Consider the following 13,415-nt stretch of genomic DNA (forward strand, 5'->3'; position numbering starts at 1 on the left):
CTCGCCTACCAGGGGAAACGTCCGCATCGTTATTTCGGCCGACGGGGGGTCAGCGGATCGGATCGTCGGTCTCGCCGACCAGATCGGGCAGGTCGTCCGGATCGACGACGTCGGCGAACTCCCCGATCTCGTCCCTCCGGGCCGCGACCGCCTCCTTGACCACGGTGATCGCCAGCCCCGGCGGGTACCCCTTCCGGGCGAGCATCCCGACCAGCCGACGGAACACGGCCTCGGGCGACACGGCCGGCATGCTACGCAGCCTCCGGTCCACCAGCGCTCGCGCGGTGGCCGCCTCGGTCTCCTGGTCGACCTCCTCCAGGGCGGCCCCGACCAGTTCACCGTCGACCCCGCGCTTCTTCAGCTCGCCGGCGAGTGCCCGACGGGCCAGCCCCTTGCCGTGGTGCCGGCTGGTGACCCACGCCTTGGCGAAGGCGGCATCGTCGATCAGCCCTACCTCGTCATAACGGTCGAGGACCTCGGTCGCCACTTGGTCGGAGATGCCCCGTTTATGCAGCACGGCCGCAAGCTCGGACCTGGTACGGGGACGGACCGCCAGCTGCTGCAGGCAGATGTCCCGGGCCACCTGGGCGGGGTCCCGGGGCGGCTCCGGCCGACGCTCAGCATCGTCCCGCCCGCCGCTGCCCTGCCCGCCACCGTCGCGCCCGCCACCGTCTCGCCCGCCGCCGTCGCGCCCGCGACCGCCTCGGCCGCCTCCGGCCCGGCCGTCGCCCCACCGTGAGCGGCCCCGGCCGCCTCGCTCGCGCGACTCCCGCGCACCGCGTTCGTCGGCGCCTTGGTCGTCAACGGCCCGGCCCTCGACGACCAGGTCGTCGGCCGCCCAGTCGTCGGCGGACCGGTCCTCGGAGCCTCGGTCCTCGGAGCCTCGGTCCTCGGAGCCTCGGTCCTCGGAGCCTCGGTCACTGGAGCCTCGGTCACCGGCGACCCGGGCACCGAGGCCGCCGCCCCCGCCCGGCTCGCGGCCCCGGGCCGGGGCCGGGGCGCGGGTGTACGTGTCCTCCTCCGGAGTCCACAGCGGATCGTCCGCGGCGGCCCAGGTGACCTCGTCGTCCGAGGTCGCGGCCGACCCGGCCGGCGGCGAGTCTTGACGAGGACGGGGTGGAGCGGCATCCCAGCCCCGCCCGGTGCGAGCGCCGCGTCGCCTAGCCGGCACGATCAGAAGTCAACCGCGACGACCTCGGGGCCGCCGGCAGCATCGGTCGCCAGCCCGGCGCCCACGCCCAGCTTCTCGAGAATCTTCTTCTCGATCTCGGCGGCCACGTCGGGGTTCTCCTTCATGAACTTGCGGGCGTTCTCCTTGCCCTGGCCGAGCTGGTCGCCGTCGTAGGTGTACCAGGCGCCGGACTTGCGGATGATGCTCTGCTCGACGCCGACGTCAATGAGCGAACCCTCCCGCGAGATGCCGTGCCCGTAGATGATGTCGAACTCGGCCTGCTTGAACGGCGAGGCCACCTTGTTCTTCACTACCTTGACCCGGGTCCGGTTGCCGACCGCGTCCCCGCCGTCCTTCAGACTCTCGATGCGCCGCACGTCCAGCCGCACCGAGGCGTAGAACTTGAGCGCCTTGCCACCGGTCGTCGTCTCGGGGCTGCCGAACATGACACCGATCTTCTCGCGCAGCTGGTTGATGAAGATCGCGGTGGTACCGGAATTGTTGAGCGCACCGGTGATCTTCCGCAGCGCCTGGCTCATCAGCCGGGCCTGCAGGCCGACGTGGCTGTCGCCCATCTCGCCCTCGATCTCGGCGCGCGGCACCAGGGCGGCCACCGAGTCGATCACGATCACGTCCAGCGCGCCGGAGCGGACCAGCATGTCCGCGATCTCCAGCGCCTGCTCACCGGTGTCGGGCTGCGAGACCAGCAGCGCGTCGGTGTCGACCCCGAGCGCCCGGGCGTAGTCGGCGTCGAGCGCGTGCTCGGCGTCGATGAACGCCGCGATGCCGCCGGCGGCCTGCGCGTTGGCCACCGCGTGGAGGGCGACCGTGGTCTTACCGCTGGACTCCGGCCCGTAGACCTCAATGATCCGGCCGCGCGGCAGGCCACCCACGCCGAGCGCCACGTCCAGGGCGATCGAGCCGGTCGGGATCACCGCCATCGGGACCACCGGCCGCTCGCCCATGCGCATGACTGAGCCCTTGCCGAACTGTTTATCGATCTGCGCGAGGGCAAGGTCGAGTGCCTTCTCGCGGTCAGGCGCTGCTGCTCCCATCGCTGCCACCCCTACGTTCGCGGATTTCGCTGATGTCTTGGCCGAGGAACTCTTGGTCACGCGGACACGCTAGGCGCTGGGTCCGACAGAAAACAGCCGACTGGCCGAGCCCTGTGGATAAGCACCATGCTGTGGACAATACCCGTACAGGTGTACGACGCATGGAGCGACACCCCGAGGTCAGCGGATTGTCTTAGGTACCCGGTCCGGATAGGCCGCCACGACCGCGCGCCAGACCACGACGGTCTCCTCCCCCGCGGCCAGGGCCTGCTGGATGGTCCGGCCGCCAAGCTGGGGCAGCACCTGGTCGGCGGCGACGCTGGCCGCGTAACCAGGCCCGAAGACCTGGTCCAGCCGGTACCAGAAGTCGGTCAGCCGCACGTCGCACCCCTTCGAGGTCAGCCCCGCGGCCGCGGGGCGCCGACCCGGCAACGGTACCCCGGCCCGGGGCGGCCGGCCGGCGCCATTTCGGCCGAGCCATCCGGGGGGCGATCGGCAGGTTTCGCGGGACCCGGGACAGACCGGAGGGCGATACCCAGACCGGACGCGATGCCCGACCGTCAATGCCCGGACCGTCGATGCACCGACCGTCAATGCCAGGCCACCGATGCCGGGGCCCGCCGAACCCGGCCCGGCCCAGCGCCCGCCCGGGCGGCGGAGCCCGGACGGTGCGGCGCAGCCCGGACGGGAGCCCGGACGGGAGCCGGGACGGTGAAGCCCGAGGGGCGGATGTGACAGCGGGCGGGCGCGGCATCGGGCGGTACGCCGCGTTGCTAGGGTCCTTACGTGCAGCAGGAGATGCTTGGAGACTGGCTGGAGCAGTTGGGCTCGTCAGCCTCAACACCCGGCGGCGGCGCGGCCGCCGCACTCGCGGCGGCCTCCGGTGCCGCACTGGTCGAGATGGTGGTCAACCTGACCGTCGGCAAGAACGCGTACGCCGAACATGAGGCGTACGTCCGGCCGATCGGCGAGGAGGCCCGGCAGTTGCGCCTGCGCGCGCTGGAGCTGGCGGGGGCCGATCAGGCCGCGTTCGACGCGGTGATGGCCGCCTACGGCTTGGCGAAGCAGACCGACGAGGAGAAGGCGGCGCGGAGCCTGGCGATCCAGACGGCCACCGCCGAGGCCGCCCAGCCCCCGCTGCGGGTCGCCGGGGTGGCCGCACGGATCATCGAACTGGCGGCGTCGCTGCCCGGCCGGTCCAACCGCAACGTGCTCTCCGATGTCGGGGTGGCGGCGTCGCTGGCAGTGTCCGCGCTGGAGTCCGCCGCGATCAACGTCGAGGTCAACCTGGCCACGCTGAAGGACGAGACCGTCCGCTCCGAGCTGCGCCGGGAACTGGACGCTCACGTGGCGACGGGCCAGCTGGGTCGGGAGATCGTCGGCAACGTGCGGCGGGGCGTCTCGGGCTAGCCGGGAGCCTCCCGTCGGCGGGTGGATCGCGAGGTAGGGGAAGCATGTTGATCGACGGCAAGAAGATCGCCGAGGAGCTGCGCGGCGAGCTGACCGGGCGGATCGCCGCGCTGGGCGAGGCCGGTGTCGTACCGGGGCTGGTCATCGTGGTGGCCACCGAGGACGAGGGCTCCGCGTGGTACGTGCGATCGCTGGTACGCGCCGCCGGAAAGCTGGGCATTCAGGCCCGCACCGTCGAACTGCCCACCGACGCCGACGCCGCCACGATCCGGGACGCGCTGGCCCGCGCCGGCGCCGACCCCGAGGTGCACGGTGTCATGTGCCAGACCCCGCTGCCCGCCGGGCTGCGCCTGGAGGACGTCGGGAGCGCGATCCCGCCCGAGGTCGACGTGGACGGGGCCAACCCGGTATCGCTGGGACTGCTGGCCTCCGGTTCGGCGGACGCGTTCCCGCCGGCGACGGCCGCCGCGGTACTCAAGATCTTGAAGCACGAGGACACCCCGCTGGCCGGCCGCCGAGCGGTGGTCATCGGCCGTTCCAACGTGGTCGGCAAGCCGGCGGCGCTGATGCTGCTCGCCGAGCACGCGACCGTAACCGTGTGCCACTCCCGCACCGCCGACCTGCCGGCGGTGGCGAAGGAGGCGGACGTCCTGGTGGCCGCGGTGGGCCGGGCCCAGATGGTCACCGCCGACTACGTGAAGCCGGGCGCGGTGGTCATCGACGTGGGTACCAACGCGACGCCGGACGGCGGGCTGGTGGGCGACGTGGACACCGCGGCGGTGGCGGAGGTGGCGGGCGCCATCACGCCGGTGCCCGGCGGGGTCGGCCCGGTCACCACCATGCTGCTGATGAGCCATGTGGTGACCGTGGCGGAGCGCCGCCGCGCCTGACGCCGAGCCCTAGAGGCCCAGCGAACGGCCGACGATCTCTTTCATGATCTCGGTGGTGCCGCCGTAGATGGTCTGCACCCGGCTGTCCAGCCAGGCCTTGGCCACCGGGTACTCCCGCATGTAGCCGTACCCGCCGTGCAGCTGCACGCAGCGGTCGGCGACCTTGGTCTGCAGTTCGGTCGTCCACCACTTCGCCATCGCCGCGTCCGCGATGGTCAGCCGGCCCGCGTTGTACTCCGTCACGCAGTGGTTCAGGAACGTGCGGGCGATCGTCACCTCGGTGGCCAACTCCGCGAGCAGGAACCGGTTGTGCTGGAACGTCCCGATCGGGCGGCCGAACGCCTCGCGGGTACGCGCGTAGTCCAGCGTGACGCCGAGGATGTGCTCGGCGCCCGCGACCGCGGCGACGGCGATGCTCAGCCGTTCCCGGGGCAGGTTTGCCGTCAGGTGGTAGAAGCCCTGGTTCTCCGCGCCGATCAGGTTGGTCGCGGGCACCCGGCAGTCGGCGAAGAACAGCTCAGCCGTGTCGTTGGCCGACAGCCCCACCTTGTCCAGCCGCCGGCCGCGCTCGAACCCGGGCGTACCGCGCTCCACCCCGAACAGCGACAGCCCGTGCGCGCCGGCCTCCGGATCGGTACGAGCGACCACGATCACGAGATCGGCGAGCTCGCCGTTGGTGATGAAGGTCTTCTGCCCATTGAGGACATAGTCGGAGCCGTCGCGCACGGCCGAGGTGCGCACCCCTGCCAGATCGGAGCCCGCGCCCGGTTCGGACATCGCGATGGCCGTGATGGCCTGCCCTGAGCAGAACCCGGGCAGCCAGCGCTTGCGCTGCTCGTCGGTGGTCAACTCGGTGAGGTAGGGCGCCACTATGTCGTTGTGCAGCCCGAAACCCAGGCCGCTGGTGCCGGCGGCGCACATCTCCTCGACGAGTACCGCGTTGAACCGGAAGTCGCGCTGGCCGCCACCGCCGTACTCCTCGGGCACGTCCGGGCCGAGCAGACCGGCCGCGCCGGCCTTGCGCCAGACCGCGCGATCGACCAGGCCGGCCTTCTCCCAGGCGGCGTGGTGCGGCACGGCCTCGCGGGCCAGGAACGTCCGGCACAGTTCCCGGAACTCCTCATGGACCGGCTCGTACAGATGCTGCTCCATGGCAACCGAGTCTGTCAGATTCGCCATCGACGCGCCCCGCTCGACAACCGACCGGTCAGGTTCCTTCGGTCCAATACCTGGCCAGCCGCGCCACGGCCTCATCCCTGGACATCGCCGCGATGTCCGACTCGTACCGCGTGGATGAGCGCGGGCGCCTGGTCAGGTCAGCGCGTCCGCGACCACTTTGAGGTCCTTGACGAAGCCCGCGTACGCCGCGTCCCGGTCGTCCGCGCGCAGGATCGCCGACGGGTGCAGCGTCGCCATCACCTGGGCCGACCCGCCGGGCTGCGCGTAGTCCTCCGGGTGGTAGGCCGACTCCGGCCACGGCATCAGCCTCCCGCGCGATCGGGTGACCCGGAACGACGGGCCGAGCAGCGCCTGGCCGGCCGTCGCGCCCAGGGCGATCACGAAGCGCGGCGCCAGCTGGGCGAACTCCGCAAGCAGCCACGGGCGGCACGCGACGATCTCGACCCGGTCCGGAGTCTGGTGGATGCGGCGCTTGCCGGTGGCCGCCTGCCGGAACTTGAAGTGCTTCACGGCATTCGTGATGTAGAGGTCCTTCGGCTGCAGGCCGACGTCGCCGACCGCGCGGCGCAGCAGTACCCCGGCCGGCCCGACGAACGGCTCGCCACGCCGGTCCTCGACGTCGCCGGGCTGCTCGCCGACCAGCACCACCCGGGCCCGGGAACCACCCTTCCCGAACACCGTCTGGGTGGCGTCCCGCCACAGGTCGCAGCCCCGGCAGGAGCGCGCCTCCTCGCGAAGTTCGTCGAGGTCGGCACCGGCCGGTACGAAGGAAGCCATGTCGGACATACCGAAGGTGTACCCGATCCTTCGGGGTTTAGCACGGCGCGGCCGGAACGCCCGCGGGCGCGGGCCGGCGAGCTACACCGCCGCCTCGACGACCGCCCGCGAGGTCATCCAGACCCCGTCGTGCGCGCTGCAGTCGTACGGCACACAGTGCAGATCCTGGACGCCCCGGTCCCAGGCCACGCTGTTGATGAGGTCGGCCAGGTGCACGTCGGGAACGATGTATTCATTGCGGACGTCCTGCTTGCGCACGGTCAGCCGCCAGAGCCGACCGATGGGGAACTCCAGATACCGCTCCACGTCGCTCTCCTCGCTATCGAATTGTGGGCGCAGCGGATGACTCGCGCCTCGGCCCGGTAGCGGCCAGGCCGAGGATCAGGACCAGGATGAACGCACCGGGGGCGACGCCGAGCACTATCCAGCCGCTCGCGCCGGCCAGGGAGCAGAGGAGAAACGCGACCACCCCGACCGCCAGGGCGACCCCGCAGACCACCGCGTAGTTCGTCGCCGCGTGCAGCCCGCCGTTGACGTGCACCTCGGTCTCGATCGACACGGGGGGAACGGTGACCTGAAACCGCATGCGATCGGGCACCAGCGGTGGCCCGTAGACCCTCGGCGAGGGCTCCACCGCGGACTCGTCGATCGAGTCCGCGACATCGGGAGCCGCACTCTCCGCGGAGCTTGCCATGCCTCGTCCCCCACCCGTTTCCGTACGGCGACCACTCCGCCCGGCAGTCACGCACCGTCGATATTAACCTAGGTCACTCAACTTTCACGCACTGATCCGTCACTAGAAATTACAATAAGACGCACACGTTCGCGGTCATAAGACTCTGATCACGCGAGCATGCCTGACCGGCGACAATGCGTGGCCGCCGCGCTCGCTGGGCATCCCGATCACGCCCCGCCAGGGTACGCCGCATCGGTGATCTAGCAACGCAGCGTTAGTTACCCGACAGTACGGACAGTGATCATCCGGCCCGGCGCCACGGCTTCCCGACCCGCTGTAGGCCCCTCACCAGCAACGATAGGGGCGGGCGACGCGTGGACTTGTGACGTTTGCACGACTACCGTAAGAGCGTTCGTCACACATCGGAGCGCGGAATGAGCGACTGACATGAGCGCATTATGGGAACAGAATGTGGTGCTCCAGTTACCCGATCAATACTCGATATGGCATCATGAGCCGTACGAGAGGAGACGAACGCAATGAGTGATCGGCGCCATCAATAAGGCGGGCGGCGCACCGATGCCCCGGTAACGCCGCCCTCGTCGCAACCCCTCGACCGAGATCAGGAGATCGGACTACATGAGTCTGCTACATACGGTTGCTGGAAACACACAGGGGGACACTGAAAAAATGGAACCCGACAGTGCGAAGCGCCGCGCCTCCGGCCAACCGCCGACTCCGCCTGCGGCCAGCCCGGCTCACACCGGGGGATCGCTGACGCGGGTCACCGCCAACTTCACTCCGCGGGCCGCCGCCTCACTCGAGCGCATCGCGGAGAAGACCGGCGATTCCCGGACCGATGTCCTCAACATGGCCGTCATGGCGTACGAGACCATCCTCGAGCTGATCGAGGAAGGGGACGGCCGCACGCTGCGGGTCCAACTGCCCAACGGAGAGGTGCGGGTCCTGCAGTTCATCGGCTGAGTGCCGGACCGCGACCTGCCGCCACTCTCGCCGGCGCGCGTCGCCAACGCCGTCGAGACGCGTGCGCGCCCGTGGCTCACACGCGGTACCCGTGCGCCGCGCCGCGCACCGCGTCCAGCATCGCGTCCGCCAACGGCTCGATGTCCTTCATGGACAGTGGGCTGACCGTGATCCGGATCGCCGGCGGGGTGGCCAGGCGGAACAGCGAGCCCGGGGCGACCGCGTACCCCGCGTCGCGCAGCCGGCCCACCGCCACCGTCTCGTCCGGCACCGGCAGCCAGACATTCAGCCCGCTCTCGCCGGCCGCGACCAGCCCGCGCGCCGCCAGCGCCGAGCGCAGCCCGGCCCGCCGGGACGCGTAGGAGTCCCGCGCCCGGTCGATCTGGGCGGTCACGGCCTCGTCCCGCCACAGCCGCGCCACGATCCGCTGCAGGATGCTGGACACCCAGCCGCCGCCGACGCGCATCCGGCCCTCGACCCTGGCCACCGTCGCCTCATCGCCAGCCAGCGCGGCCAGCCGCAGATCCGGCCCGTACGGCTTGGACACCGAACGCAGGAACGCCCACCGCCCGGTCGTGCCGGCCAGCGGGTGCAGGGACAGCATGGACAGCTCCGCGGCGTGATCGTCCTCGATCAGCAGCAGGTCGGGGTGCCGGCGCAGCAGGGTGCGCAGCGCAGCGGCCCTGCCCCGGGTCACCGTCGCGCCGGTCGGGTTGTGCGCGCGGGCGGTCACCACCAGCGCGTCGATGCCGGCGGACAGCGCCGCGACCAGCCCGTCGGGGGACGGCCCCTGCTCATCGACCGGGATCGGCACCGGCGTCAGCCCCTGAGCGGCGACCAGATCGAGCAGGCTGGACCAGCCCGGATCCTCGACGCCCACCCGGTCACCGGGTCGCAGATGCGCGGCGAGCAGCCTGTCCATGCCGTCCAGGGCACCGCCGGTAACGGTCAGCGCGGGCACCGGTACGCCGTCGGACTCCAGCCTGGCGACGATCAGCTCGGCCAACTCCGGGATCGGGCTGTCGTCGCCGTACCCGTGCGGGGCGGCCGGCTCCGGGCGGGGTACCCGGGGCAGCAGCCGGGCGTCGGGCTCGCCGGCCGACAGGTCGAGCACACCCGGCGGTACGGGCAGCCGGCGCACGCTACGGGTCGGCGCCACCGGAGGCCGGGGCCGGATCCGGGTGCCGTTGCGCCCGGCGGTCTCCACGATCCCCCGCTGCCGCAGCGCCTGGTATGCCGAGGCGACCGTGCCGGCGCTGACGCCGAGGGTGCCGGCCAGCTCCCTGACCGGAGGCAGGCTCTGCCCCGCCGCCAGGGCTCCGCGGCGCACACCCGACTCGATGCTGCCGGAAATAGCCGCGGCTGTAGCACCCTCAATCTGATAACGTACCGCCACAGTTCAGGGATTGTACCAGAACAAAGGAGCCACCGATGGGAACGGACTACTCGGTGACCGCACGCATCACCCCGACCCGGTACCCGGACCGGGTCTCCTACCGGCGCGACCTCGCGCACGCGATCCTCGACGAGGCGTACGTCTGCCATCTCGGCCTGATCGGCGACGGCCTGCCCCGGGTGCTGCCCACCCTGTTCGCCCGCGTCGACGACACCCTGTACGTGCACGGCTCCACCGGCAGCGGGCCGCTGCTCGCACTGCGCGACGGCGGCCCGGTGTGCGTCACCGTGACCCAGCTCGACGCGCTGGTCTTCGGCCGCTCGCAGTTTCACCACAGCGCCAACTACCGGTCGGTGGTCTGCTACGGCACCGCGCGGCCGGTCACCGACCCCGACGAGAAGTCCCGGGCGATGACCGCACTGGTAGACAAGATCGCCAACGGGCGCTCGGCGGACAGCCGCCCGCCCACCCCCCGCGAACTGGCCGCCACCGGCGTGCTGGCGCTGTCGCTGTCCGAGGTCTCGGTGAAGGTTCGGGCGGGTGGGCCGGCGGACGACCCCGACGATCTCGGGCTGCCGTACTGGGCGGGGATCGTCCCGCTGCGCTCGACCGCCGGCGTACCGGTGCCGGGCGACGACGTCGCCGTGCCGGTCCCCGGGTACCTGCGCCCCGCCCGCTCGCCCTGGCTCGAACCGGTCACCATGGCCGGCCGGCACGTGATCCTCGAACCGCTGGACCCGTGCCACGCCCAGGCGCTGTTCGAGGCGCTCGACGACGACGAAGCACACCGCTACATTCCGCAGCCCAGGCCGACCTCACCTGCGGAGATGGCCGCGACGGTGGCCCGCCTGCTGAGCGAGGCCGCGGACGGCCGCCGGGTGCCGTGGGTCCAGCGGCATCCGGGCACCGGCGAAGTGATCGGCACCACGTCCTACGCCCCCGCGGATGAGATCAACCGGGGGGTTCACATAGGCTCGACGCAGCTGGGCCAGCGGTGGCGACGCACCGGCGTCAACACCGAGGCCAAGCTCCTGCTGATGACCCGGGCCTTCGAGGACCTGGGCGCGGTACGGGTGGAGTGGCAGACCGACATCCTCAACTCGCGCTCACAGGCCGCCATCGAGCGGTTGGGCGCGACCCGGGAGGGCGTGCTGCGCCGGCACAAGCGGCGGGCAGACGGCACCTGGCGGGATTCGGTGTTCTACGGGATGACAGTGGACGAGTGGCCATTGGCCAAGAAGCGGCTGGTCGAGCGGCTTTCCCGGGGGTAGCACGCGCCCCGGGTCGCCGGCTTCGACCGATGCGTGTCGGGCGTAGCTCGGAAGGAGGATGGGACGTGTTCGGTGTCACCAATATCTGGGCGTATCTCCTCGGTACGGTCGCGATCGTCCTGTTACCCGGGCCGAACTCGATGTACGTGCTGTCCACCGCGGCGCGGTCGGGGATTCGCAGCGGGTACGCCGGGGCGTCCGGGGTGTTCCTCGGCGACGCGCTGCTCATGACGCTGTCCGCGGCCGGGGTCGCCTCGCTGCTGCGGGCGCAGCCGACGCTGTTCCTGCTGGTGAAGTACGCCGGCGCCGGGTACCTGTGCTGGATAGGGCTGACCATGCTGCGCCGGGCCTGGCGCGGCCGGCGCGCCGCGGCACCAGGCCGGACGTCACCGGACGGGGCGGTATCGGACGAGATGGCATCGGACCGGGCCGACCCCGCTGAGAACCGGCCGGACGGAGTGGGTGCCGGGTCGACGGCCCGCAGCCCGTTCCGCAAGTCGCTGGTGGTCAGCCTGCTCAACCCGAAGGCGATCCTGTTCTTCATCTCCTTCTTCAGCCAGTTCGTCCGGCCCGGATACTCCCACCCGTGGCTGTCGTTCCTGGTGCTGGGCGTGATCCTGGAGGTGATCAGCGCCGCGTACCTGACGACGCTGATCTTCACCGGCAGCTACCTGTCGGCCTGGTTCCGCCGCCGCAGGCGGCTGTCCGGAGCGCTCGCCGCCGGCGTCGGCGCGGTCTTCGTCGGCTTCGCGATCAAGCTCGCCACCGGGTCGCTCGGGTAGCTCGCCGGGCTACGAACCGTCGGTCAGGCCGTGCCGGTAGGCGTACTGCACGGCCTGCGCCCGGTCGCGTACCCCGGTCTTCGCGAACAGCCGGTTGATGTGCGACTTGACGGTGGCCTCGCTGACGAAGAGTTTGGCGGCGATCTCCCGGTTGGACAGGCCGCCCGCGATCAGGCGCAGGACGTCGCCCTCGCGCGCGGTCAGGCCGTCCGGCAGTGCGCCCTCCGCGGCCGGCCCGGCACCGCTGGCCGCCGCGAGCAGCCGCTGCTGCACCTGGGGATCCAGTACCGACTGGCCGCCGGCCGCCGCCCGGACCGCCGCCGCGATCTGCGCCCGGCCGGCGTCCTTCGTCAGGTACCCGAGGGCCCCGGCACGCAGGGCGGCCAGGATGTCGGCGTCCTCCGCGTACGTGGTCAGCACGACGATCTGCGTCTCCGGGTGCTCGGCGCGGATGCGGGCGGTGGCGGTGGGCCCGTCGCAGCGGGGCATCCGCAGATCCATCAGCACGACATCGGCGCCACGCTCGTTGACCAGCGCGATCGCCTCTTCCCCATCCGCCGCCGCGCCGACCACCGTCACGTCGTCGAGCAGGTCAAGCAGCAGCGCGAGCCCTTCGCGTACCGCTGTCTGGTCGTCGGCGACGACCACCCGGATTGTCATGCCGAAATCCTTGCACTCGCTGGCCGGTCCTGCCCGGCCCACCCCTCCGGCGGACCGAGCGGACCGGTGATCATCGATAGTGTGCCGGGATGGACCACGACAACCCCATCCGGCTACGGCCGGTGATCGAAGACGATCTGGCCATGTTCCGGCGGTTCCTCACGGAGCCGTTCCTCATCGGCCGCGACTGGTTCGGTTTCCGGGACGCGCAGGGGCCGGCGCGCCGGTTCGCCACCGACGGGTACCTCGGCGAGGACAACGGCCGGCTGATCGTCGAGGTCGAACGGGACCGGGCGGTCGCCGGGTTCGTCAGCTACATGTCCGGGGTGTACGGCGGGGCGGCCAGGTACTGGGAGATCGGGATCGCGCTGCTGCCCGACTGGCGCGGGCTCGGCATCGGCTGGCGGGCGCAGGCGATGCTGTGCGACTACCTGTTCAGCCACACGCCGGCCCAGCGCGTCCAGGCCGGTACCCAGCCGGAGAACGTCGCCGAGCAGCGGTCGCTGACCAAGGCCGGCTTCCAGTTGGAGGGCGTCGTGCGGGCATGCGAGTTCCGGGCGGGCCAGTGGCGCGACGGGTACCTCTACAGCCGGCTGCGCGACGACCCCTCGCCGCTGTGATGTCCGGTTCGCGATCCCGACGAATCCCACCCGCTACGCGGGCTCCGGGGCCAGCCGGATCAGCAGGTCCTGCCGGTTGAGGGCGGCCAGGATCTCGTTGACCACCCGGGCGTCCTCGGTGAGCGTCCGCACCGCGCCCCGCTCGCCGCGCCCGTCCCGACGCAGTACGAAGTAGTGCACGGCGGCCCGGACCTTGGCGCGGTCGGCGGCGCTCGCCCGCATCGTCTCGGTGACGAGGCCGCCCAGCACCTCGGTGATCCGCTCGGCCAGCATGACGTCGCCGGGTCCTCGTGCCGCCCGAAGGCCGGCGAGGTTCCCGTCGAGTTGACGGAGCAGTACGTCCGTTTCATGCCGCGATCCGCGCGATGCCCTGATCACTGGGGATACCTTCCGTACGGTGACGATTACGTCACTCTTCGTCGCCGGTGCGTCGAACCTACTTGATTGCCGGATATGACGGCAAGTCTGAAGCGGCGTACACACGGAAGATTCCGCCATTAAGCGGACGCGGGCCGGCCTGTCGTACCCGCGAGAGAGTATTGAC

Annotated in this window: 15 protein-coding genes and 1 pseudogene; 6 read left to right on the plus strand and 10 right to left on the minus strand. The window is 71.3% G+C overall.

Annotation, left to right across the window (positions count from 1 at the left end; genetic code table 11):
* Positions 1-49 precede the first annotated feature (49 nt).
* From ABEA87_RS08455 to ABEA87_RS08465, 3 genes and pseudogenes are all read right to left on the minus strand, one after another.
* Positions 50-697, minus strand: a pseudogene (locus ABEA87_RS08455) (regulatory protein RecX); the annotation flags it as partial.
* Positions 698-1,173: 476 nt separating this feature from the next.
* Positions 1,174-2,226, minus strand: coding sequence for a recombinase RecA (gene recA, locus ABEA87_RS08460; RefSeq protein ID WP_345627650.1), 1,053 nt, complete (start codon positions 2,224-2,226; stop codon positions 1,174-1,176).
* Between the two features lie 180 nt (positions 2,227-2,406).
* A complete protein-coding gene (locus tag ABEA87_RS08465) occupies positions 2,407-2,607 on the minus strand; it encodes a DUF3046 domain-containing protein (RefSeq protein ID WP_345627652.1) in 201 nt (66 codons plus the stop codon).
* 405 nt (positions 2,608-3,012) lie between these two features.
* Here ABEA87_RS08465 and ABEA87_RS08470 point away from each other — a divergent pair, with 405 nt between their 5' ends.
* Positions 3,013-3,636 (plus strand): cyclodeaminase/cyclohydrolase family protein, encoded by a 624-nt coding sequence (locus tag ABEA87_RS08470; protein WP_345627654.1) that lies wholly within the window; start codon positions 3,013-3,015, stop codon positions 3,634-3,636.
* Between the two features lie 44 nt (positions 3,637-3,680).
* Positions 3,681-4,526 (plus strand): bifunctional 5,10-methylenetetrahydrofolate dehydrogenase/5,10-methenyltetrahydrofolate cyclohydrolase, encoded by an 846-nt coding sequence (locus ABEA87_RS08475; protein ID WP_345627656.1) that lies wholly within the window; start codon positions 3,681-3,683, stop codon positions 4,524-4,526.
* A 9-nt stretch (positions 4,527-4,535) separates the two neighbouring features.
* Here the strand turns inward: ABEA87_RS08475 and ABEA87_RS08480 are convergent, their stop codons facing one another.
* The 4 genes from ABEA87_RS08480 to ABEA87_RS08495 all read right to left on the minus strand — a co-directional run bounded on the left by ABEA87_RS08480 (position 4,536) and on the right by ABEA87_RS08495 (position 7,176).
* The gene (locus ABEA87_RS08480) at positions 4,536-5,678 is read right to left on the minus strand and encodes an acyl-CoA dehydrogenase family protein (protein ID WP_345627658.1); all 1,143 of its coding nucleotides are present in this window, start codon (positions 5,676-5,678) and stop codon (positions 4,536-4,538) included.
* A 159-nt stretch (positions 5,679-5,837) separates the two neighbouring features.
* Positions 5,838-6,491, minus strand: a complete 654-nt coding sequence (locus ABEA87_RS08485; RefSeq protein WP_345627660.1) for a UdgX family uracil-DNA binding protein — start codon at positions 6,489-6,491, stop codon at positions 5,838-5,840.
* Between the two features lie 72 nt (positions 6,492-6,563).
* Positions 6,564-6,788, minus strand: a complete 225-nt coding sequence (locus ABEA87_RS08490) for a hypothetical protein (RefSeq protein ID WP_345627662.1) — start codon at positions 6,786-6,788, stop codon at positions 6,564-6,566.
* Between the two features lie 13 nt (positions 6,789-6,801).
* Entirely contained in the window at positions 6,802-7,176 is a 375-nt protein-coding gene (locus tag ABEA87_RS08495; protein ID WP_345627664.1) for a hypothetical protein, read from the minus strand.
* A gap of 672 nt (positions 7,177-7,848) precedes the next feature.
* Between ABEA87_RS08495 and ABEA87_RS08500 the strand changes: the two genes are divergently transcribed.
* Positions 7,849-8,142 carry a hypothetical protein gene (locus tag ABEA87_RS08500; RefSeq protein WP_345627666.1) on the plus strand — a complete coding sequence of 98 codons (294 nt, stop codon included), beginning with the start codon at positions 7,849-7,851 and terminating at the stop codon, positions 8,140-8,142.
* A 76-nt stretch (positions 8,143-8,218) separates the two neighbouring features.
* Here the strand turns inward: ABEA87_RS08500 and ABEA87_RS08505 are convergent, their stop codons facing one another.
* Positions 8,219-9,538: an aminotransferase class I/II-fold pyridoxal phosphate-dependent enzyme gene (locus ABEA87_RS08505; RefSeq protein WP_345627668.1), complete on the minus strand. Its 1,320-nt coding sequence runs from the start codon at positions 9,536-9,538 to the stop codon at positions 8,219-8,221.
* 35 nt (positions 9,539-9,573) lie between these two features.
* Here ABEA87_RS08505 and ABEA87_RS08510 point away from each other — a divergent pair, with 35 nt between their 5' ends.
* Positions 9,574-10,809 (plus strand): bifunctional pyridoxamine 5'-phosphate oxidase family protein/GNAT family N-acetyltransferase, encoded by a 1,236-nt coding sequence (locus ABEA87_RS08510; protein WP_345627670.1) that lies wholly within the window; start codon positions 9,574-9,576, stop codon positions 10,807-10,809.
* Positions 10,810-10,874: 65 nt separating this feature from the next.
* Complete coding sequence (leuE, locus tag ABEA87_RS08515; protein ID WP_345627671.1) at positions 10,875-11,591, plus strand: leucine efflux protein LeuE; 717 nt, start codon at positions 10,875-10,877, stop codon at positions 11,589-11,591.
* Between the two features lie 9 nt (positions 11,592-11,600).
* Here the strand turns inward: leuE and ABEA87_RS08520 are convergent, their stop codons facing one another.
* Positions 11,601-12,251: a response regulator transcription factor gene (locus ABEA87_RS08520; protein ID WP_345627673.1), complete on the minus strand. Its 651-nt coding sequence runs from the start codon at positions 12,249-12,251 to the stop codon at positions 11,601-11,603.
* An 89-nt stretch (positions 12,252-12,340) separates the two neighbouring features.
* Here ABEA87_RS08520 and ABEA87_RS08525 point away from each other — a divergent pair, with 89 nt between their 5' ends.
* Positions 12,341-12,871 carry a GNAT family N-acetyltransferase gene (locus ABEA87_RS08525; protein ID WP_345627674.1) on the plus strand — a complete coding sequence of 177 codons (531 nt, stop codon included), beginning with the start codon at positions 12,341-12,343 and terminating at the stop codon, positions 12,869-12,871.
* Positions 12,872-12,904: 33 nt separating this feature from the next.
* On the opposite strand, the gene ABEA87_RS08530 is transcribed toward ABEA87_RS08525, so the two are convergent.
* Positions 12,905-13,249, minus strand: a complete 345-nt coding sequence (locus ABEA87_RS08530; RefSeq protein ID WP_345627676.1) for a hypothetical protein — start codon at positions 13,247-13,249, stop codon at positions 12,905-12,907.
* Positions 13,250-13,415 lie beyond the last annotated feature (166 nt).

It is taken from the genome of Rugosimonospora acidiphila, assembly GCF_039543385.1.
Taxonomy (GTDB): Bacteria; Actinomycetota; Actinomycetes; order Mycobacteriales; family Micromonosporaceae; genus Rugosimonospora; species Rugosimonospora acidiphila.

Excerpts from the sequence above, each read along its gene's own strand:
- ABEA87_RS08495 (WP_345627664.1), bottom strand. The coding sequence starts at position 7,176 with ATGGCAAGCTCCGCGGAGAGTGCGGCTCCCGATGTCGCGGACTCGATC.
- ABEA87_RS08510 (WP_345627670.1), top strand. The coding sequence starts at position 9,574 with ATGGGAACGGACTACTCGGTGACCGCACGCATCACCCCGACCCGGTAC.
- ABEA87_RS08525 (WP_345627674.1), top strand. The coding sequence starts at position 12,341 with ATGGACCACGACAACCCCATCCGGCTACGGCCGGTGATCGAAGACGAT.
- ABEA87_RS08520 (WP_345627673.1), bottom strand. The coding sequence starts at position 12,251 with ATGACAATCCGGGTGGTCGTCGCCGACGACCAGACAGCGGTACGCGAA.
- ABEA87_RS08500 (WP_345627666.1), top strand. The coding sequence starts at position 7,849 with ATGGAACCCGACAGTGCGAAGCGCCGCGCCTCCGGCCAACCGCCGACT.
- ABEA87_RS08485 (WP_345627660.1), bottom strand. The coding sequence starts at position 6,491 with ATGTCCGACATGGCTTCCTTCGTACCGGCCGGTGCCGACCTCGACGAA.
- ABEA87_RS08480 (WP_345627658.1), bottom strand. The coding sequence starts at position 5,678 with ATGGAGCAGCATCTGTACGAGCCGGTCCATGAGGAGTTCCGGGAACTG.
- ABEA87_RS08475 (WP_345627656.1), top strand. The coding sequence starts at position 3,681 with ATGTTGATCGACGGCAAGAAGATCGCCGAGGAGCTGCGCGGCGAGCTG.
- recA (WP_345627650.1), bottom strand. The coding sequence starts at position 2,226 with ATGGGAGCAGCAGCGCCTGACCGCGAGAAGGCACTCGACCTTGCCCTC.